Here is an 18,609-nt window from a genome sequence, read left to right on the forward strand (position 1 = left end):
CAATGATTTTATTTCCGGCAATCGATATTAGAGGGGGAAAATGCGTCCGTCTCAAACAAGGCGACTACTCCCAGGAAACCGTATACAATGATTCGCCATCTGATATGGCGAAAGAATGGGAAAGGCAAGGTGCCGAGTATATACATGTCGTCGACTTAGACGGTGCGAAGACCGGCAATTCATTAAATAGTGAAGCGATCAGGCAAATTACGAAGGCTGTAAATATCCCTGTTCAAGTCGGCGGAGGGGTCCGGACGATGGAGACAGTCGATGCGCATATTGCTAACGGAGTAAGCAGGGTTATTATCGGAACGGCCGCCATTCAAGATCCAAGCTTTGTCAAAGAAGCGGTCGCTAACTATGGCGAAAAAATTGCAGTGTCAATTGACGCGCGAAATGGATTCGTTGCGACGGATGGTTGGACGGAAACGACGGATGTCAAAGCAGTCAAATTGTTACGATGGCTAGACGATATCGGCGTCAAAACGATTGTATATACCGATATATTGAAAGACGGTATGCTACAAGGCCCGAATTTTGATGAATTATATGTAATGAACAAAGCATCTGATTTAGACATTATCGCTTCCGGCGGTGTTTCGACAGCTGAAGATATCGTAAAGCTGAAAAATATGGATCTGTATGGTGCCATTATTGGAAAAGCGTTGTATGAAGAGAACTTATCTTTTGAAACAGCATTGGAGGCGGTAGGAAATGAAAAAACGAATTATTCCTTGTATGGACGTCGATAATAGGAAAGTCGTGAAAGGAAAGAAATTCCTCGACGTAATTGAAGTTGCGGACCCGCTTACTCTTGCGAAAAAGTACGTAGAGGATGGCGCGGATGAGCTAGTTTTTTACGATATATCGGCCTCTACGAAAAACAGAGATATGTTTCTTGATTTAATTGAAGAAATTGCAAAAGAAGTTCCGATTCCTTTTATCGTCGGTGGCGGTATTCGTACGATTGATGACGTCGAAAAAATACTCAGCATCGGCGGGGACAAAGTGTCCATTAATAGCGCTGCTTTGCTAAATCCGAAACTAATCCAAGAAGCGGCAGTGAAATTCGGTTCAGAACGGATTATCCTCTCAATGGACGTTAAGAAAACAGGCTCCGAAAAATGGAACGTCTTTGCAAAAGGCGGCATGGAAGATACGGGACTAGATGCAATTGAGTGGGCGAAACAAGGGGAAAAGCTAGGTGCAGGGGAACTCGTCGTCAACAGTATTGACGAAGATGGCGTGAAAGATGGCTACGATATTGAACTTTACAAAGCGATGGCAGCTGCGGTAAGCATTCCCGTTGTTGCAAGCGGTGGAGCCGGGAAGCGAGAGCATTTCGTGGACGTATTGACGGAAGGTAAGGCGAGTGCTGCACTTGCTGCGTCTGTATTTCACTTTGATGAAATCAATGTCGGGGAATTGAAGACGTTTATTGAAGAACAAAAAGAAGTCGTTGGGAATGAATGATGATGAACATTACTATTGATGCACTTATCTTTGATGAGAACGGTTTAATTCCAGCTATCGTCCAGGACGACCGGACAGGGGAAGTACTTATGCTTGCCTATATGAATCGGGAATCGATCCAAAAAACGATTGAAACGAAAGAGACTTGGTTTTACAGTCGCTCGAGGCAAGAGCTTTGGAATAAAGGCGCGACTTCTGGCAATCGACAAATCGTTAAAAGGGTATCAATCGACTGTGATCACGATACGCTCCTTCTTCAAGTAGCACCTTCAGGACCTGCATGCCATAAGGGAGAAACATCATGCTTTCATTCCATCGCGTTTGAAGAGGAGCGGTCAGTGCGCAACGTCGTGCATGAAATCGCCGATGAAATAAAGGAACGGCGCGCAAACCCAATCGAAGGCTCTTATACATCGTATTTATTCCGAGAAGGGATCGATAAAGTGTTAAAGAAAATCGGGGAGGAATCGACGGAAGTCGTCATCGGTGCTAAAAACCGGGATAAGGAAGAATTGTCGAATGAACTTGCCGATTTGACGTATCACACGCTCGTCCTTATGGAACTGTTGGACGTCTCAATCAATGACGTGAAGACAATTCTTAAAGGTAGACGACCAAACAGTAGTGAGGTGTCACAAAATGAATAAGTTTTGGAGTGAAATGGTAAAACGAGCAGAACCGTACGTACCAGGCGAACAGTTAAACAATCCGGACGTTATTAAATTGAATACGAATGAAAATCCCTATCCACCAAGCCCACTCGTAAGAGAAGCGATATTGGAAGAGTTAGAAGGGCAGCTTCGGTTGTATCCATCTCCGACAGTTGACAAATTGCGTCTTGCGATTGCAGAAACATACAATGTCTCAAAGGAAGAAGTTTTTGTTGGCAATGGATCGGATGAAGTTCTCGCCTTTTCATTCATGGCATTCTTCCATCCTAGGATACCGATTCGCTTTCCGAACATTACGTATAGCTTTTACCCGGTTTACGCAAAATTGTTTGACATTCCATATGAGCCTATCCGTCTGAATGAAGACTTCACTTTGCCTGTAGAATCGTTTTTCGAGTCAGAAGGAGGCGTCATTTTACCGAATCCGAATGCCCCGACGAGTTTGTATATGGAGCTTTCTTGCATCGAATCGATTTTACGTAATAATCCTAATACAGTCGTCATCATCGATGAGGCGTATATCGATTTTGCGACGGCTTCTGCCGTAGAATTGGTACAGTCGTATAATAATCTCCTCGTTGTCCAAACGACATCGAAATCGCGCTCACTTGCAGGGTTGCGAGTCGGTTATGCAATCGGACATCCCGATTTAATCGAAGCGCTTAATAGAATTAAGGATTCCGTCAATTCCTATACAGTAGACAGGCTTGCAATTTCCGGGGCGATGGCTGCATTTAATGACCGTGAGTACTTCAACAACACGATAACGAAAATTAAAGAGACAAGGGATCGATTTATAAAATCATTACTACAATTAGGCTTTCACGTTTTGCCATCACAGGCAAATTTCGTATTTGCTTCACATAGCGATAGGGCAGCCGCTGATTTGTATGGACAATTGAAAGAGGATGGAATTCTCGTGCGCCATTTCAATCAGCCTGACATTGACAATTATTTGCGCATTTCGATCGGCACGGATGAACAGATGGATCATTTGTTAGGAAAATTGGAGAAATTGCTTTCCGTTGATAGCTGAAAATAATAAAAGGATGGTAATGCGGGATAGGGAACTGCTATACTGTTGTCACATGGAAGTTTTGGTGTAAAGGAGGAACATCCAGATGAAGGCATCGAAGTTCATCGATCTCGCAATGATCGTCTTATTAAGTTATTTTGCAATTGATTTTTTCTCAAAAGGAAAGACAGGCCTCGCAATCTTCTTCGCCGTCTTAACAGTGATGAATGGATTTATTTTCACGATGAAAATAAAACAGGATAAAGATAAGAAAATGAGCCAAAATAACGAAAGCTGACATTATACAATGCAGCTTTTTTTCTTCTGTTTTTATTCGTTTCATGATATACTGACTGAATGCAAAAGTGAGAAGTGAGGAATTGACATGAAAAAATCAATTTACGGCTTGACGCTGGAACAGCTAACAGCTTGGCTAATCGAAAACGGACAAAAGAAATTCCGCGCTGCACAAGTGTGGGACTGGCTTTACAAAAAGCGTGTCACTAACTTTGCGGACATGACAAATATAAATAAAGAATGCCTTGAATTATTGGAAGATAACTTTGTAATCCAAACACTTGAGCAGTCGGTGAAACAAGTTTCTGATGATGGTACGATCAAATTCCTATTTAAAATGCAAGACGGAAACTTAATTGAAACCGTTTTGATGAAATTCCCATACGGGCATTCAGTATGTGTGACGACACAAGTTGGATGCAATATCGGATGTAGTTTTTGCGCCAGTGGTTTATTGAAGAAAAACCGGGATTTGGACGCTGGAGAAATCGTCGGTCAAATAATGAAAGTGCAACAGCATCTTGACGAACTTGGCAATGGGGAACGTGTCAGCCATATTGTCGTCATGGGAATTGGCGAACCGTTCGACAACTATACGAACCTAATGAACTTTCTGCGTGTCATTAATGACCAAAAAGGTTTATCAATCGGTGCTCGCCACGTCACCGTATCAACGAGCGGCCTGACACCGAAAATCCGTGAGTTCGCAGAAGAGAACATTCAAATCAATTTGGCAGTATCTCTTCATGCACCGAATAATGAACTGCGGTCGAGCATTATGAAAATTAACAAAGCATACCCGATTGAAAAGCTAATGGATGCAATCGATTATTATTTGGAAACGACAAACCGTCGAATTACATTCGAGTATATTCTATTGGATGACGTGAATGACCACGTTGCAGAAGCTGAGCAATTGGCGAAACTGCTGTATAATAAACGTCATTTGTCTTACGTCAACCTTATCCCGTACAATCCGGTTGATGAACACGGCCAATATAAGCGAAGCAAACCTGAAGCGATTAAGTCTTTCTACGAAACGTTGAAAAAGCGCGGCATTAACTGCGGCGTCCGACTCGAACAAGGTACGGATATCGACGCTGCATGCGGACAATTGCGAAGCAAGCAAATTAAGAAAGATAAAGTAACGAAATAAATAACAAAAACGCATGCTAGCAAATAAAAGCATGCGTTTTTGTATGTGATGAAATAGATATATATGCGGCGCGCAAAGGCTATTCTTCAGCCTACGCTTTTATGCTTTTGTTTTCCTCACTTATTAACTCTCCATTTTCCGATAACGGAGCAAAACGCGCATTGAAGAAGCGTAGCGTAGGTGGCTCGTAGACCATACTCAACCCGCAAATGGCATCTCTCTTCTCATATAACGCCAAAATCGAATCGACAACGACGTCCATATGATTATTCGTATACACCCTGCGAGGAATCGTCAATCGCACAAGCTCAAGATTTGGCCGATTATGTTCACCTGTCTGTATATTTCGTCCTGCAGAAACGATGCCGCGTTCCATACTGCGGACACCGGAATCCAAATAGAGGGCGGCAGCAAGTGCTTGCGCTGGAAACTCGTCCTGACTTAAGTGGGGAAGGAAAGCACGTGCATCCAAAAATACCGCATGTCCGCCAATCGGCTGCACAATCGGAATTCCTGCATCCAACAACTGTTGTCCTAGATGTCGCACTTGGCCGATTCGATGCTCAATATAATGATCATCGACTGCTTCCCGAATACCAATCGCCATTGCTTCCATATCGCGGCCCGCCATTCCACCGTAAGAAGGCATTCCTTCATACACGACAACGAGCTCACGTGACCGGATATAAAGGTCTTCATCATTCATCGCGAGGAATCCACCGATATTCACGAGGCAGTCTTTTTTCCCGCTCATCGTGCACCCGTCTGAATAAGACATCATTTCCTTCAATATTTCAGAAACAGGGCGGTTCGCATAACCTTCCTCACGCTCTTTAATAAAGTAAGCGTTTTCAACACAACGCGTCGCATCGAACATGACATCGATATTATGTGACTTGCACAGTTCATATACGTCTTTCATATTTTGCATGCTGACTGGCTGACCTCCTGCAAGATTCACCGTAACTGCAATGCAAACATACGGAATCTTGTCAGCACCGACTTGTTGAATCAACTTACGTAGTTTATCCAAATCGACATTCCCTTTGAAAGGAAGGTCAATAGATGGATCATGCGCTTCGTCAATAATGATGTCGACGAACGTTGCACCATTCATTTCCTGGTGGGCACGCGTCGTCGTGAAATACATATTGCCTGGCACATAATCGCCTTCTTTAATTTTCAGCTGCGACAAAATATTTTCGGCACCTCGGCCTTGATGTGTCGGCAATACGTATCGATAGCCATAAACATCCCGGACAGCTTGCTCCAATCGCTTCCAGCTCTTACTTCCAGCATACGCTTCATCACCTGTCATGAGCGCTCCCCATTGCGCATCACTCATCGCCGTCGTTCCGCTATCCGTCAACAGATCGATGTACACATCTTGCGAGTCAATTAAAAACGTATTGTAGCCTGCGCGTTCAAGAGACTCTTTGCGTTCCTCGTAAGATAGCATGGAAAGCGTCTCCACACTTTTAATCTTATACGGCTCTGCTGTTCTTCTTTTCATAATAACATCCCCTTTTGAAAAAGATTTTCCCCATTTCACTATATCGCTTAGAAACCTACTATTCAATAAATTTACACAATAAAAGGCCGCCATTCATATATATGTGGCGGCCAATCAATAAATCCTATTTCTTTAATTTTCGAATACCAATGACGATAAACTGCACAATTATGCCAAGTCCGAATCCGAACGTTGTGATCATGAATAATGAAAGGACGCCAATCAAGTCTCCGAAACCGTTCGCATCCATAAGGAAATTTCTAAAAAACTCGGCGAAACCTAAAACAAGACCTGCCATGAAAATCCGGAAGGCAATTTTCATTTTATAGAACAGCATAGTAGAAGCCAAAATACCGACCGTCAGACTAAATACGCCAAATGCCACGTAATTTTTGAACTCCAATTCTGTCCCTAAAATAGTTCGAACCCCTAATATTAGCAGTACGAAGGAAGTTAGGCTTGTGAAAAATCCTATTTTCCATAACTTTTTATCCATTGAGTTACACCCACTTTCAGTATATATCATAACGGAAAAAGGGTGAAAAGTGTTAGTTAATAAGCGAAAGGATCCCCTTTAAGTCGCTTGTAAGATTGAATGAATTCATGTGGGTTTTCATTTACACCGAATGTAAAAACACCGCGGTTTGTATGGAGATAGAAAAGCCCAGTGCCATTAGAAAATGGCCGATAGGAGACATCATGGACATGATCCAATGTAAACGTATGATCTGATGATGTGATCGATTCCTCGAACAGCTGTAGAGTGCGGGCTGTTTGACGATGGTTCTGATTAAACCAATCGATAGACCGCTCGACTGTAAAATAGGTTAAAGAAGAGATTGATTCTTTCAAGCGGATTCCTCCTGGATATTCATGTTGCATCCATGCTACCAGTTTTCTGTTCCGACGCCAATCAATCCGTCATCATTTCACTAAGCGTTTTACTTCAGTGAAAATCTGCTCTTCAAAAGCCTCTTCGATATAACTAACTTCATACACAATATATCCTTTTTGATTAACAATATAAAAGTTCGACCCATGAATGACTTGACCTGATTGTTGAGGCTTCTGCACGATTGTTTGGAACTGATTCAATGCAAGTTTTCCGATTGCATCTTGTGAATAGCCAGTCAATAAATGCCAGTTTGAGTCATCTTCCGAAAACTGTCCGACGAATTCTTTCAACACTTGAGGGGTATCGATTTCGGGATCGACAGTGAATGACACGAACTCTACTTCGATGCCTAGCTCGTTAAATGTTTTTTGAAAATCAGCCATTTTATGGGACATTGGCGTACAAACTGTGCTGCAAGTCGTGAAAATGAAATTCGCAATCCACACTTTCCCAGTAAGTTGATCAGTGCCGAATGGATCACCGTTTTGGTCGGTAAACGAGAAGGAGGCAACTTGCCTTCCTGGATGTTTTGAAACGCCGCAAGCAGATAAAAGGGATAAGGCAACGAAAATCGTGGATAGCAATTTAATCGTTTTCATTATTCATCCCCATCTTGTATATTATTTGCAAAACGGATCGTCACGGTAGTTCCAGTTACCGAATTACTTCTAATGGAAAAAGTGCCACCATGTAGGCGAATAATTTCTTTTACGATTGAAAGGCCAAGTCCTGTCCCTCCAGTCGTCCGGGTCCTCGCTTTGTCAGATCGGAAAAAACGCTCTCCAATTCTCTCTATATCGTCTTCCGGTATGACAATTCCTTTATTCGTCACGTTGAATTCGATAGTCTCTCCTGCCGATTTCAACTGAATGTGTAACAATCCTTCATCGAAGGAATATTTTACGGCATTATCAATAATGTTGTAGAACACTTGTTGAATTCTTTTCGGATCGCCAATTAGTATAAGGTCCTCTTCGATGTCGAGTTGTACATTCAATCCTTTTTCAGAAATTAAGATGTTAAACAAATCAAGCGTGTCCCAAATGATTTGTGCGATAACAATCGGCTCTTTCACGAGCACATATAAATCTTCTTGCAGATGATTCAACTCAATGAGATCGTTAATGAGCTTATTGAGGCGTTCAGTCTCCTTTTCAATCGTCGTCAAGTAGCTTTCTGCCTCTTCGGGCGATGAATAGACCTTTTCCTTCAAGGCATGTGTATATCCTCCGATATACGTCAACGGTGTCCGTAACTCGTGAACTAGATTGGATGTGAATTCTTTCTTCCGTTCTTCTTGTTCTTCCAATGATAAGCTCATCAAGTTAAACGCATTCGTCAATTGGCCAATCTCGTCTTCGCGATCGGTTTCGATACGCTTGCTATAATTTCCTCGTGAAACTTCAGCCGAAAGTTGTTGAAGCTCTTGCAACGGCCGAAACAGTGATTGCCATGCACGGTTGAGAATGAGGAACAGAATGAAAAAGAATAATGTTCCTACAGTGGACAGAAGGGGAATGCTTTCCCGAAAGACATCTTGAATAGCTGCGAGCGGCACGTATATGTAAATAAAACCGATTAATCCTGTTTCGCCCTTTATTGGAAAAATAGCTCCTAAGATTTCGCGGTCAAGCTCCTCGACATATCCTTTCTTCAAAATGTAAGCCCCTTTGTTGAGACTTTTGTAATCGTCATCGTCTACTAGATTTTCATAATCAATCTTATAAGGAAAATATGACGTTAAATCATCTAAATGGTCTACGACGATAACTTCGTATTCGGAGACAATATTATACCAATGAATCTTTTCAATAATTTCGTCACTTAATTCACCATAATGGTAATGGGATGCAGTCCGCTTTCCTTGATAGACAATCGATTCTTCTATGCTTGAAAGATACAGTTTTGAATAAAGGAAGTGAATGAAGAAAAATGAAAAAAGGATAGTGAATGCAAGGCTCGATATAAAAATAACTAATATTTTTTGGCTCAATGTGAGCTTTTTCATTATTTCACCTCAAGCTTATATCCGATTCCCCAAACCGTTTCAACCATGCTTCCCGCTTCCCCTAACTTCAATCGCAATGTTTTAATATGCGTATCAATCGTTCGGTCTGTGCTTTGATGATGATCTCCCCATACAAGACTTAAAATTTGATCCCTTGTAAAGACACGGCCCGGTTTTCTAGCGAGTGTCTCAAGAATGCCGAACTCTTTCACTGTCAATGAAATGGGATTATTATCCACAGTAACTTTATGCGCAAGATGATCGATGACGAGAGGACCAACTGTCAATACTTGTGTTCTTCGCTGGTGTTGATAGGTTCTTCTTAGAACAGATTCAACTCTTGCAATTAACTCGCCTGGCATAAACGGCTTGACGATATAATCATCGCCTCCGATTTTAAGTCCTTCAACTTTATCCCATTCTTCACCTCTGGCAGATAAGAAGATAATTGGGATATTCGTCGTTCGTTTCAACTCTTTCGCAAAGTCGAATCCATTCATATACGGCATCATGACATCGACAATGCATAAATCGGGCTGCAGTTTATACACTTTAGACAAAGCATCCATGCCATCTGTTGCCTCTTCGACGACATATCCTTCCGGGATGAGGAAAGTGCGCACCAATTTTCTCATTTGTTGTTCATCATCTACTATTAAGATCGTATATGGATTCATATATTTATCCTCATTTCACACATATATTCTAGTATACTATACGAAATAGTTGTGAAATACTTATGAAAAGGTCCACTTCATAATTACTTCGCATTTACTTGATAATATCATATCTAACAATATACTCGTCAAATGGTAGAAAGTGGAGGGTGTATAATGAAAAAACTATACATAATGCTCAGCTTGATCATTGGGCTAGGAGTTTTAGCTGCTTGTGGGAAAGACGTGGATGACGGATCGACGGTGGAAGTGCTGCCGTTTGAAGTCGAATTGACTGTAACCGAACAGGCGGAAGTCGGTGACACAGTGAAAATGGAAGCCCTTGTCACATACGGTGATGAAAAAGTAGTTGATGCCGATAAAGTCGTATACGAAGTTTGGGAAGAAGGAATGAAAGGCGATTCGATCATGATTGACGCTGTCAATGAAAAGGACGGCACGTATACAGCGGAAACTTCATTTGACCATGACGGACTCTTTCATATCCAAGTACATGTGGACGCAAAAGGATATCATTCGATGCCGGTAAAGCAAGTGACAATTGGTGAGGGCGCTGAATACAACGATCACGATGACGACCATGGACATGCTGACGGTTTTGTAGCCCATTTTGTTATACCGGAAAATGCGAAGACTGGTGAAGAAGTGGAATTGATAACTCATGTACAGATTGATGAACAGCCCCTTGTAGAAGCGGATGTTCGTTATCAATTTTTAAGTGAGGTTCTTGGTAACAAGCCTCTTTGGATTAATGCTGAAGAAACGAACCAAGGAGAATATGTTTCGGCATATTCATTCGAAAAGGCAGGTACTTATACCGTCATCATTCATGTACAAAATGCAGACGGTCTGCATGAACATGAAGAATATACATTCGAAGTGAAGTAAGAAGCTCTTTATTATCCCAATGCAGCGATTGTGACTGCATCGTGAAATTCCTAGTGGAATAAGAGGCGCTCGCAACTGCTGCATATGGAATTTTTGAACGGGAATCGATATGATAGATTCAGAGATTCAGAAAAGGAGCGGTGCAGTATGAATAAACTACCTGAAAAGACATGTTCGGTTGAGCGGCTTGTCACTGTTTCGGCGGACGTCGAGAGAGTATTGAAAGGTGAAAAAACAGCGACGAGACGGAACGGTGTCTATGCATATCCGGATGAAATTATGGTGTTGGAAGGAAAAGAGTTCAAAATCGATAGGCTTTACAAGCAAACGCTCGGTGAAATGACCGATGATCATGCGAAGCAGGAAGGGTTTGCGAACATGGAAGAATACAAGCAATCAATTCTTGATTTGCACCCGAATATGCCGTGGCTTTCGACAATGAGCGTATGGGTTCACGAATTCAGTCCTGTCGCAAAAACCGATGCTTTAGTGAAATGAATAAGGATAACATAACAGGGATGTGCTCATAATTGAAGCACATCCTTTTTATTTGATTACTAATAAGATAGACAATTCTACTTTTTACATCTATACTTCCTAGAAAAGAAAAGGGGAGATTCAAATGGAATTTGTTCAATACGAAGACGCGAAGCAATTTGCTGAAGTAGCAGAACCAATTATAGCGAAAAATGAGGATGTGTTTAGCCTGTTCTTTGGCATTTTACAGGCGATAAAAGCAGGGAAGTACGAAAATCCTTTCATGGCAGCTGTGACGGATGAGGGAGATGTGCTTGCGCTGCTACAAATGACCCCGCCGCATCCATTGAATCTTATCATTGTAAATGAAAGCAGGAAGGATGAAGCGATCGATTTCGTTATACAGGAATTACGTGTTAATTCGATTGCGATCCCATCCGTCATCAGTGTGAAGCAATGGGCGATTTCATTCGCGAGTGCTTGGGAGCGTCACACAGGAGAGACGCAAAAATTGCTTATGGATCAAGGTCTTTATCGATTGGATAAAGTTGATGAGTCACTTGAAATGAGCCCGGGAACGTGGAGGTTTGCGACCGATGCAGATGCTCCGTTAATTGAAAAATGGTTTGCAATGTTTGAGGAAGACACGAACTTGAATCGAACATCACCAGAACTTGTTAAAGAACGAGTGGCTACTTTCCTTGAAGCCCGCGAAGTTTTCTTGTGGGAGAATGAAGGCAAAGTCGTCTCGATGATGAAGAAATCACGACCGACTAAAAACAGCGTCACAGTCTCCCTCGTCTTTACGCCGAAAGAGGAGAGGAAAAAGGGGTATGCACGAACGATGGTCGCGCAAGGTTCGAAGGAACTGTTGAAGGACTATAAATTTTGCGTGCTGTATACGGATATGATGAACCCGACGTCGAATAAAATCTACAAAGAAATCGGCTATCAACATATTGCCGATTCAATCCATATCGGTTTTGAGAAATAAAAATAGGGGATGGCATGCCACGCGCTCAAAGCGGCTGGTCCTGCGCTCAAAGCGGCTGGTCTCGCGCTCAAAGCGGCTGGTCTCGCGCTCAAAGCGGCTGGTCTCGCGCTCAAAGCGGCTGGTCTCGCGCTCAAAGCAGTGTGTCCCGCGCTCAAAGCAGCGTGTCCTGCGCTCAAAACAAGTGGGCTCGCGCTTAAAGCAGCAGGTCTTGCGCTCAAAGCAGCATGTCCCACGTCCAAAATCGTCATCACACAAAAGGCCGCCTCTCATCTGCAGGCGGCCTCGTTCATATTATGCTTCACTCACTGAAAATATTCCCAACTTTTCAATTCTGCGAACCGCCTCAGCAATGCGTTCTTCGCTCGCCAAAAGACCGACACGCACATAACCTTCACCGTGTGTTCCGAAACCGTGGCCTGGAGCGACGACGACTCCCGCCTGATGAAGTAGGATATCCGCAAAAGACTCACTCGAATAACCCCGCGGAACAGGCAACCATGCAAAAAAAGATGCTTTTGGCGCTTCTACGTCCCATCCGATCCGCTTACATTCGGCAATTAATACATTTCTGCGTTTTTCATACATTGCAGTCAGTTCGCGGACACAAGTTTGATCCCCCGTCAATGCAGCGATAGCGGCATGTTGGACTGCCGGGAAAAGACTGATGAATAAGTGGTGTTGGAGTTCATTAATCGCCTCAATCATTTGAGAATTTCCGACCGCAAAAGCAACTCTCCAGCCGGCCATGTTGTATGTTTTCGATAACGTGTACATTTCAATACCAATTTCTTTTGCGCCTTCTGCTTGCAGGAAGCTGACAGGCTTTTCGCCATCGAAACCAATTCCGCCATATGCCATATCATGCAAAATAAAAATATCATTCTCCTTTGCAAATGAAGCGGCTTCATTAAAAAATGGGACCGTTGCTACTGCGCTTGTCGGGTTGTTCGGATAGTTCAAATACATGATTTTTGCTTTCTGTTTCACTTCTTCGGACAGAGCATTAAAATCGGGCATGAAACCATTTTCCTTTAAAAGTGGCATCGTTTTATATTCGACATTGGCGAGACTGACCCCCGATAAATAATCGGGATACCCGGGATTGGGCAGCAAAAGCAAATCTCCTTCATTCATCATCGCCATAGGAACTTCAACAAGCCCTATTTTGGACCCGCCTAAAATCGCGACTTCTGTTTCAGGATCGATATCAACGTCATATTCCCGCTTATAAAATTCCGAGATGGCTTTTCTGAACTCAGGAATGCCGGTGAAAGGCGAGTACCCATGTGTTTCCGGCTTCTCTGCAGCTTGTTGCAAAGCTTTAATAATATGGGAGGGTGTTGGTTGATCGGGATTGCCTCTCCCTAAATTGATAATGTCTAATCCTGTAGCTTTTGCGGCGTCCACTTTTTTCACAAGCGACGAAAAGAAATGGGGTGGCATGTTTTGTACACGATTTGAAATCAACATGTAACGACCTCGTTTTCGTATTTTTTTGACTCGTCTGACTATCATTTGCTTTCATTCTACTATATGCGTCATAGGAAACTCAACATGAATTTTTACACAAAAGGAAAAAGCTGCAACCCGCATGGAAACGGGTGCAGCTCTATTGATTTCGATGCTGTTCCATAACGAAAGTCAATAGGGAAACCCAATGGTCGACTTGATGTTGCAGCTTTTGATGTTCGGTGGAGTCCCTTTTCAACCGCTTATCGAGATTTGAATAGAAACGAATAATACGAACCGGCTTTTTCTCGTCATCGACAATTAGTTTCATTTCAACGGTAGCAATTCTACGGTGGATTGCCTTTTTCGCAAAAGGAATTTTATTAGTAATAATTTGGGTGACGGATTGTCCGAGAGATTCAATACGTTCCATTGTCCCTTCGGCTTCCTTCACAACTGTTTTCTGTCGTGTGCCGTTTTCGTATATTTCAACTGCTAATATAGCGGAATATGGATAATCTGAGAGTATGTAAGGCATTTGTTTAAATGCTTTTTTCACGATCTTCCCATCAATAAGGGGAGCAGGCTCCCAAAAATGGATTCGACGATTTTTTTCGTCAACAGTAATTTTGGAGAGTAAATCATCGGCAACAAAGGCGTGCGATTCGTTATAATTCGATGCTTTCGGTTGGAATGTATTCAAATAGTCTCGCTGGTTTGCCTTCAACTTTTCTTCCGTCCGTGTGGAGAGCAATAAAAAGAGTGCAGCAAATCCGAAAAACACCGCGAAAAAAATAAAGCCGAGTAGGAACGCCTCGCGCTTGATGAAATAAAACATGGCAACTATTCCGATAATTGGCGCTAGACAGCCAAGTCGAACATACCAGTTGGATTGTGTAGAAGACAAGTAAATCCCTCATTTCAAAAATAGTTACAGTAAATAGATTTGTATTTATCATATCGGAAGGTAAAGCGAATAACAACGGTCAACATAAAAAGCTGTCCCCTCTGTTTGTGGGGACAGCAAATTTAAAATTAGTTTACTTGTGTAGCTTCTATCTCTTCCGTCAACTGTACGAGCTGATCAATTAACTCGCCGATATACGCAATTGTATCGAGCAACGGCTGTTCTGTCGTAATATCGACTCCCGCCATTTTGGAAAGCTCAGCAGGTGATTTCGTGCCGCCTGCTTGCAACACTTTCAACCACTCCTCAACGGCAGGTTGTCCTTCCTCCAAAATACGTTTTGATACTTGTGTAGAAATTGTCAATCCAGCGCTATATGTGTACGGATACAAGCCCATATAGTAATGTGGCTGGCGCATCCATGTCAATTCAGCACCTTCATTAATTTTTACGTCTTCTCCCCAGAACTCTTCGAGGACGCCGCGCTTCAAGCTGTTCAGCACATTCGCATTCACACTGCCACCAGCATCGATGCGCTCGTACACTTTACGTTGGTATGCCGCTTCCAATAGATGTGTGACGAAGTTATGGTAATACGTACGCGCTACGATGGAAGAAATGACCCAACGCTTAAACTTCGGATCATCCGAATTGGATAGCAAGTGGTTCGCCATCAACATTTCGTTCATCGTAGATGGAGCTTCGATGAAGTACATAGATGGGCGTGAATTAAAAATGTTCTGGTGTTGGTGAGCATTGTAGAAGTGCCCCGCGTGGCCAAGCTCATGCGCCAAAACAAACACATCTTCCATGCTTCCTGTCCAAGAAATTAAAATATAAGGGTGGACGCCGTAAGGGCTCGAACAGAAAGCGCCTGTCGATTTGCCAGTGTTCTGTGCAAAATCGGTCCACCGCTCTTTATAGGAACGATCAATCATGTTCATATAATCGTCACCCATAATTGCAAGTGCATCTTCAATATATTTCTTTGATTCTTCAATTGTAATTTTCGGCTCATAGTTCGGATCTAAAGAAATCTTTAAATCTGAGAACGTCATCTCTTCGAGTCCGTGAACTTTTTGAAGAAGCTTTGCGTATTTGCGCATATGCGGTGCAAGATGTTGCATAATCAAGTCGATTTGGCGGTCATACATAGTGCGATCGACTTTTTGATTGAAGAGAAGATAATCGAAGACTGTCTCATGTCCTCTTAGGTCGGCGGTTGTTTTTTCCTTTTGCAAATGCATATCGTACGTCTTTGCAGTCGTATGCTGATACTCTCTCAATTTTGCATGGAATGCATCATACGCGGCTCTTCTCTTTTTCGTATCTGTTTCTGACTCCCATACGCCTTCAAATGTCGTATAGCTTAATGGGTAGTTTTCTCCATTAACTTCAAAATCATTAAAGTTCATGTCGACTAATTTTGTCGTATTATACAATCCATATGGTGCGTTCAGAACAGAAGAGAATGCTGCCAACGTTTTCTCTACTTCCGGATGAAGCTTGTATGGCTTTTGACGGATCAATTCTTCAAGATAGTTTTTATACTCCTCGGATTGATTCATCGCGTTTTCCAATAGCTCACTTGACAATTCGGAAAGCTCACTTGTAAAGAATGAAAGCTGGCTTCCGAGTTTGGAAGCAATTGAGCCATATTTACTTGCGCGCATTTGTGCTTCATCATTTGTTTGGTCGACACTATGCGAAAGACTCGTATACGTCCCGATTGGTACCATCTTGCCCATGATAGATGCATATCCATCTAAAGCTTCGATGATTGCTTTCTCATTAGTAATATTCCCCTTGAAGCGTTCTTCGAAAGAAGCAACTTCACTTTCAAGTTCCTTAATGGCTGCATTATATTCCTCTTCAGTTTTGAAAAGGTCTTCCAAATTCCATGTCTCTTCGACGTTCACTTCTGAACGTGATGGTAAACTTTTCACCATTCTCATCTCTCCCTTTTAATTCTAATTATTACGGATATCGAACTAATGATAGTATATAGCAAACTTATAGAAAAGTAAAAATGAATAGGTAGTTCTTAACTCTTTTCGTTTGTTACTTTCTTGACTGTCGTTCCATCTCATCTGCGACAACAAAGGCGAGATCTTCATTGCCGAAAAGTTGAAGGACGTCGAGCATTGTTTCATTGTCGATATGGAACTCTTCAAAGCCATCATCGCTTTCGATTACTTCTTGTAAGGCTGCATTTTCCATTTGATCTGGATATGCCTTTTTATAAACTGTATGAGGATCTAATTCATTGTTCGAGCACCATTGCACAAACAGGCGAATCATAAGTGTTTCATCCTCCTTGTATTGTTGAATGATTTGTTCATTGATATTTCTGAATTCCACTGTCCATCCCTCCGGTCATAAGCTATGATTCTAAGTATATACGAGTAGGGGGGAGTTCAATAATGAATCGTGTAGATGTTGTATATTCAGTCATTTTGAAAAAGGGAAAAGTACTTATGGTGAAGAATAAGAAATATGATAATTGGACGTTGCCTGGAGGTGGCGTGGAAAAAGGAGAGACGTTAGAACAGGCAGCGCAACGTGAAGTATGGGAGGAAACCGGACTTAACGTGAAGGTTGGTAAACTGCTTACGGTGAATGAGGCGTTCAGGCAAAAAGAAAATAATCATGTGTTATTTTTTACGTTTTTAGCAGAAGCGTTTGATGGGGAAGTAGTTGTCCAAGATAAAGGCGGGATTTTAGATGCGGAATGGAAAGATCTTTCATTCGCGAATGAAGCGGTGCCGTATTATGAAGGCGGGATAGAAGGACTGCTCGAAACATCACTCTCATATAATTTTCAAGGAGTGCAGGCTTGAATAGGAGATGTGAAAAATATCCAAGGGCAAAAGTAATTGGCATTCTGGAATCTGGACATCGAATATTAGTTGAAGAATTTGAGGGAAATCATTCTAGAGGGAACGGAATGTATTATCGTCCTATTGGTGGATCAATAGAATTTGGGGAGAAATCAGCCGAGGCGCTTATTAGGGAATTCAATGAAGAATTAAAGGTAAATGTGGAAATTGATAGGTTTATAGGATGTATTGAAAACATCTTTATAATCAATGAGCAAATTGGCCATGAAATTATCCTAGTATATAAGGTCAACTTTGTAGATAAGGAAAACTATAACCGAACTCTATTCAATATACAGGAAAACGAGAACGTATCATTTGCTAAGTGGATTAACATAATGGATTTCGTAACAGGTGAAAAAGTGTTGTTTCCTAATAGTTTAGCTGAAAAGCTTGGAAGGGGAATTTCATGAACCAGCAGCAGATGAGTGAAAGAAATAAAATAGGATGGAATCAAAACGCTTACCAGGCATGGGTGGCACGACATGGTTCACCTAAAGACTACGCAAACGAATTAAAGGCAGATCCGTCTAAAAAGGTCAGCTATTACTTAGACGTAATTGGAGATGTTGATGGAAAAAGAGTCCTTAATTTACTTGGTTCAAAAGGAAATAAAGCAGTCAGCTTCGCACTCCTTGGTGCAGATGTCACAGTTGTTGACCTATCCAATGAAAATCAACGATATGCATTGGAATTAGCAGAAGCGGCAGGAGTTTCGCTAACTTATATCGTCAAAGACGTACTCGAATTGGAAGTTGAAGAAATGTCGCTATTCGACATCGTCATCCTTGAAATGGGAGTACTTCATTATTTCGTGGATTTACATCCTGTATTTGAAAAGGTGTCCAAACTGTTGAATGAGACAGGGATTTTTATCGTAAGAGATTATCATCCCTTCGTTTCAAAAACGATGCGCTTTTCAAACGGGGAAACGATTGTAGATGGTGATTATTTTAGAGAAGAATACTTAGAGGTCGACGTTGCCTACGCAGCCCTTTTGCCAAAAGAAATGCAACAACAGTTAAAGGAAAATGTAATTAGACAATGGACGTTATCTGAAGTGGTCAATGCTTTTATTAACTCTGACCTGAAATTAATAAAAATGAAAGAAGATAAAGGGGTTCATTGGGCATTTCCGGCAGGTTCACCAAAATGTATTGCTGATAAGCTTCCAGGAACATTTACAATTATCGCAACTACGTGAATTGCTTTTGTAACTCTGCGAATAATGCGCACGCTGATATTTTTTACGCACTATTAATTTAATTCATTATAGAAGGCATTGCGTTATGTTAATTGACAAAAAGGGG

23 protein-coding genes are annotated in these 18,609 nt (G+C 41.9%); 12 read left to right on the top strand and 11 right to left on the bottom strand.

What is annotated here, in order from left to right; genetic code table 11:
• Window positions 1-2: 2 nt before the first annotated feature.
• From hisA to rlmN, 6 genes are all read left to right on the top strand, one after another.
• Window positions 3-752, top strand: a complete 750-nt coding sequence (gene hisA, locus QM454_RS10970; protein ID WP_432357882.1) for a 1-(5-phosphoribosyl)-5-[(5-phosphoribosylamino)methylideneamino]imidazole-4-carboxamide isomerase — start codon at window positions 3-5, stop codon at window positions 750-752.
• The gene (gene hisF, locus QM454_RS10975) at window positions 715-1,473 is read left to right on the top strand and encodes an imidazole glycerol phosphate synthase subunit HisF (RefSeq protein ID WP_432357885.1); all 759 of its coding nucleotides are present in this window, start codon (window positions 715-717) and stop codon (window positions 1,471-1,473) included. Before hisA ends, hisF begins: the two co-directional genes overlap by 38 nt.
• Window positions 1,470-2,120 carry a bifunctional phosphoribosyl-AMP cyclohydrolase/phosphoribosyl-ATP diphosphatase HisIE gene (hisIE, locus tag QM454_RS10980; RefSeq protein WP_432357888.1) on the top strand — a complete coding sequence of 217 codons (651 nt, stop codon included), beginning with the start codon at window positions 1,470-1,472 and terminating at the stop codon, window positions 2,118-2,120. Before hisF ends, hisIE begins: the two co-directional genes overlap by 4 nt.
• Window positions 2,113-3,180 (top strand): histidinol-phosphate transaminase, encoded by a 1,068-nt coding sequence (gene hisC, locus QM454_RS10985; protein WP_432357889.1) that lies wholly within the window; start codon window positions 2,113-2,115, stop codon window positions 3,178-3,180. The genes hisIE and hisC overlap by 8 nt, the downstream gene beginning before the upstream one ends.
• An 85-nt stretch (window positions 3,181-3,265) precedes the next feature.
• Complete coding sequence (locus QM454_RS10990; protein ID WP_432357891.1) at window positions 3,266-3,457, top strand: hypothetical protein; 192 nt, start codon at window positions 3,266-3,268, stop codon at window positions 3,455-3,457.
• Between the two features lie 87 nt (window positions 3,458-3,544).
• Window positions 3,545-4,612 (top strand): 23S rRNA (adenine(2503)-C(2))-methyltransferase RlmN, encoded by a 1,068-nt coding sequence (gene rlmN / locus QM454_RS10995; protein ID WP_432357894.1) that lies wholly within the window; start codon window positions 3,545-3,547, stop codon window positions 4,610-4,612.
• Window positions 4,613-4,703: 91 nt separating this feature from the next.
• On the opposite strand, the gene QM454_RS11000 is transcribed toward rlmN, so the two are convergent.
• The 6 genes from QM454_RS11000 to QM454_RS11025 all read right to left on the bottom strand — a co-directional run bounded on the left by QM454_RS11000 (window position 4,704) and on the right by QM454_RS11025 (window position 9,705).
• Window positions 4,704-6,125 (bottom strand): tyrosine phenol-lyase, encoded by a 1,422-nt coding sequence (locus QM454_RS11000; protein WP_432357895.1) that lies wholly within the window; start codon window positions 6,123-6,125, stop codon window positions 4,704-4,706.
• Between the two features lie 124 nt (window positions 6,126-6,249).
• Window positions 6,250-6,621, bottom strand: coding sequence for a hypothetical protein (locus QM454_RS11005; RefSeq protein WP_432357898.1), 372 nt, complete (start codon window positions 6,619-6,621; stop codon window positions 6,250-6,252).
• Between the two features lie 56 nt (window positions 6,622-6,677).
• The gene (locus tag QM454_RS11010) at window positions 6,678-6,977 is read right to left on the bottom strand and encodes a hypothetical protein (protein ID WP_432357900.1); all 300 of its coding nucleotides are present in this window, start codon (window positions 6,975-6,977) and stop codon (window positions 6,678-6,680) included.
• Window positions 6,978-7,049: 72 nt separating this feature from the next.
• On the bottom strand, window positions 7,050-7,619 hold the full coding sequence (locus tag QM454_RS11015) for an SCO family protein (RefSeq protein ID WP_432357902.1): 570 nt from the start codon (window positions 7,617-7,619) through the stop codon (window positions 7,050-7,052).
• Complete coding sequence (locus tag QM454_RS11020; RefSeq protein WP_432357904.1) at window positions 7,619-9,028, bottom strand: sensor histidine kinase; 1,410 nt, start codon at window positions 9,026-9,028, stop codon at window positions 7,619-7,621. Before QM454_RS11020 ends, QM454_RS11015 begins: the two co-directional genes overlap by 1 nt.
• The gene (locus QM454_RS11025) at window positions 9,028-9,705 is read right to left on the bottom strand and encodes a response regulator transcription factor (RefSeq protein ID WP_432357907.1); all 678 of its coding nucleotides are present in this window, start codon (window positions 9,703-9,705) and stop codon (window positions 9,028-9,030) included. Before QM454_RS11025 ends, QM454_RS11020 begins: the two co-directional genes overlap by 1 nt.
• Window positions 9,706-9,861: 156 nt before the next feature.
• On the opposite strand from QM454_RS11025, the gene QM454_RS11030 reads away from it, so the two are divergent.
• The 3 genes from QM454_RS11030 (at window position 9,862) to QM454_RS11040 (ending at window position 12,064) form a co-directional block, all read left to right on the top strand.
• Window positions 9,862-10,593 (top strand): FixH family protein, encoded by a 732-nt coding sequence (locus QM454_RS11030; RefSeq protein ID WP_432357910.1) that lies wholly within the window; start codon window positions 9,862-9,864, stop codon window positions 10,591-10,593.
• Between the two features lie 147 nt (window positions 10,594-10,740).
• A complete protein-coding gene (locus QM454_RS11035; protein ID WP_432357912.1) occupies window positions 10,741-11,091 on the top strand; it encodes an ASCH domain-containing protein in 351 nt (116 codons plus the stop codon).
• A gap of 124 nt (window positions 11,092-11,215) precedes the next feature.
• Window positions 11,216-12,064, top strand: coding sequence for a GNAT family N-acetyltransferase (locus QM454_RS11040; protein ID WP_432357914.1), 849 nt, complete (start codon window positions 11,216-11,218; stop codon window positions 12,062-12,064).
• On the opposite strand, the gene QM454_RS11045 is transcribed toward QM454_RS11040, so the two are convergent.
• The 5 genes from QM454_RS11045 to QM454_RS11065 all read right to left on the bottom strand — a co-directional run bounded on the left by QM454_RS11045 (window position 12,022) and on the right by QM454_RS11065 (window position 16,781).
• Window positions 12,022-12,315 carry a hypothetical protein gene (locus tag QM454_RS11045; protein ID WP_432357916.1) on the bottom strand — a complete coding sequence of 98 codons (294 nt, stop codon included), beginning with the start codon at window positions 12,313-12,315 and terminating at the stop codon, window positions 12,022-12,024. The genes QM454_RS11040 and QM454_RS11045 overlap by 43 nt on opposite strands.
• Before the next feature lie 40 nt (window positions 12,316-12,355).
• Complete coding sequence (locus QM454_RS11050) at window positions 12,356-13,534, bottom strand: pyridoxal phosphate-dependent aminotransferase (RefSeq protein WP_432357918.1); 1,179 nt, start codon at window positions 13,532-13,534, stop codon at window positions 12,356-12,358.
• 139 nt (window positions 13,535-13,673) lie between these two features.
• Window positions 13,674-14,420 (bottom strand): hypothetical protein, encoded by a 747-nt coding sequence (locus QM454_RS11055; protein ID WP_432357920.1) that lies wholly within the window; start codon window positions 14,418-14,420, stop codon window positions 13,674-13,676.
• Between the two features lie 128 nt (window positions 14,421-14,548).
• A complete protein-coding gene (pepF, locus tag QM454_RS11060) occupies window positions 14,549-16,369 on the bottom strand; it encodes an oligoendopeptidase F (protein ID WP_432357921.1) in 1,821 nt (606 codons plus the stop codon).
• Window positions 16,370-16,481: 112 nt separating this feature from the next.
• The gene (locus QM454_RS11065; protein ID WP_432357923.1) at window positions 16,482-16,781 is read right to left on the bottom strand and encodes a hypothetical protein; all 300 of its coding nucleotides are present in this window, start codon (window positions 16,779-16,781) and stop codon (window positions 16,482-16,484) included.
• A 62-nt stretch (window positions 16,782-16,843) separates the two neighbouring features.
• Here QM454_RS11065 and QM454_RS11070 point away from each other — a divergent pair, with 62 nt between their 5' ends.
• From QM454_RS11070 to QM454_RS11080, 3 genes are read left to right on the top strand one after another with little or no spacing between them, the layout of a single operon-like run.
• Complete coding sequence (locus QM454_RS11070; protein ID WP_432357925.1) at window positions 16,844-17,260, top strand: NUDIX hydrolase; 417 nt, start codon at window positions 16,844-16,846, stop codon at window positions 17,258-17,260.
• Window positions 17,257-17,712 (top strand): NUDIX hydrolase, encoded by a 456-nt coding sequence (locus QM454_RS11075; protein WP_432357927.1) that lies wholly within the window; start codon window positions 17,257-17,259, stop codon window positions 17,710-17,712. Before QM454_RS11070 ends, QM454_RS11075 begins: the two co-directional genes overlap by 4 nt.
• Window positions 17,709-18,503 carry a class I SAM-dependent methyltransferase gene (locus tag QM454_RS11080; RefSeq protein ID WP_432357930.1) on the top strand — a complete coding sequence of 265 codons (795 nt, stop codon included), beginning with the start codon at window positions 17,709-17,711 and terminating at the stop codon, window positions 18,501-18,503. The genes QM454_RS11075 and QM454_RS11080 overlap by 4 nt, the downstream gene beginning before the upstream one ends.
• The last annotated feature ends 106 nt before the right edge of the window (window positions 18,504-18,609 follow it).

This window comes from Sporosarcina sp. UB5 (assembly GCF_050859005.1).
Lineage (GTDB): Bacteria > Bacillota > Bacilli > Bacillales_A > Planococcaceae > Sporosarcina.

Coding starts and splice junctions, on each gene's coding strand:
- hisA (WP_432357882.1), top strand. CDS start 3: ATGATTTTATTTCCGGCAATCGATATTAGAGGGGGAAAATGCGTCCGT.
- hisF (WP_432357885.1), top strand. CDS start 715: ATGAAAAAACGAATTATTCCTTGTATGGACGTCGATAATAGGAAAGTC.
- hisIE (WP_432357888.1), top strand. CDS start 1,470: ATGATGATGAACATTACTATTGATGCACTTATCTTTGATGAGAACGGT.
- hisC (WP_432357889.1), top strand. CDS start 2,113: ATGAATAAGTTTTGGAGTGAAATGGTAAAACGAGCAGAACCGTACGTA.
- QM454_RS10990 (WP_432357891.1), top strand. CDS start 3,266: ATGAAGGCATCGAAGTTCATCGATCTCGCAATGATCGTCTTATTAAGT.
- rlmN (WP_432357894.1), top strand. CDS start 3,545: ATGAAAAAATCAATTTACGGCTTGACGCTGGAACAGCTAACAGCTTGG.
- QM454_RS11000 (WP_432357895.1), bottom strand. CDS start 6,125: ATGAAAAGAAGAACAGCAGAGCCGTATAAGATTAAAAGTGTGGAGACG.
- QM454_RS11005 (WP_432357898.1), bottom strand. CDS start 6,621: ATGGATAAAAAGTTATGGAAAATAGGATTTTTCACAAGCCTAACTTCC.
- QM454_RS11015 (WP_432357902.1), bottom strand. CDS start 7,619: ATGAAAACGATTAAATTGCTATCCACGATTTTCGTTGCCTTATCCCTT.
- QM454_RS11020 (WP_432357904.1), bottom strand. CDS start 9,028: ATGAAAAAGCTCACATTGAGCCAAAAAATATTAGTTATTTTTATATCG.
- QM454_RS11025 (WP_432357907.1), bottom strand. CDS start 9,705: ATGAATCCATATACGATCTTAATAGTAGATGATGAACAACAAATGAGA.
- QM454_RS11030 (WP_432357910.1), top strand. CDS start 9,862: ATGAAAAAACTATACATAATGCTCAGCTTGATCATTGGGCTAGGAGTT.
- QM454_RS11035 (WP_432357912.1), top strand. CDS start 10,741: ATGAATAAACTACCTGAAAAGACATGTTCGGTTGAGCGGCTTGTCACT.
- QM454_RS11040 (WP_432357914.1), top strand. CDS start 11,216: ATGGAATTTGTTCAATACGAAGACGCGAAGCAATTTGCTGAAGTAGCA.
- QM454_RS11050 (WP_432357918.1), bottom strand. CDS start 13,534: ATGTTGATTTCAAATCGTGTACAAAACATGCCACCCCATTTCTTTTCG.
- pepF (WP_432357921.1), bottom strand. CDS start 16,369: ATGGTGAAAAGTTTACCATCACGTTCAGAAGTGAACGTCGAAGAGACA.
- QM454_RS11070 (WP_432357925.1), top strand. CDS start 16,844: ATGAATCGTGTAGATGTTGTATATTCAGTCATTTTGAAAAAGGGAAAA.
- QM454_RS11080 (WP_432357930.1), top strand. CDS start 17,709: ATGAACCAGCAGCAGATGAGTGAAAGAAATAAAATAGGATGGAATCAA.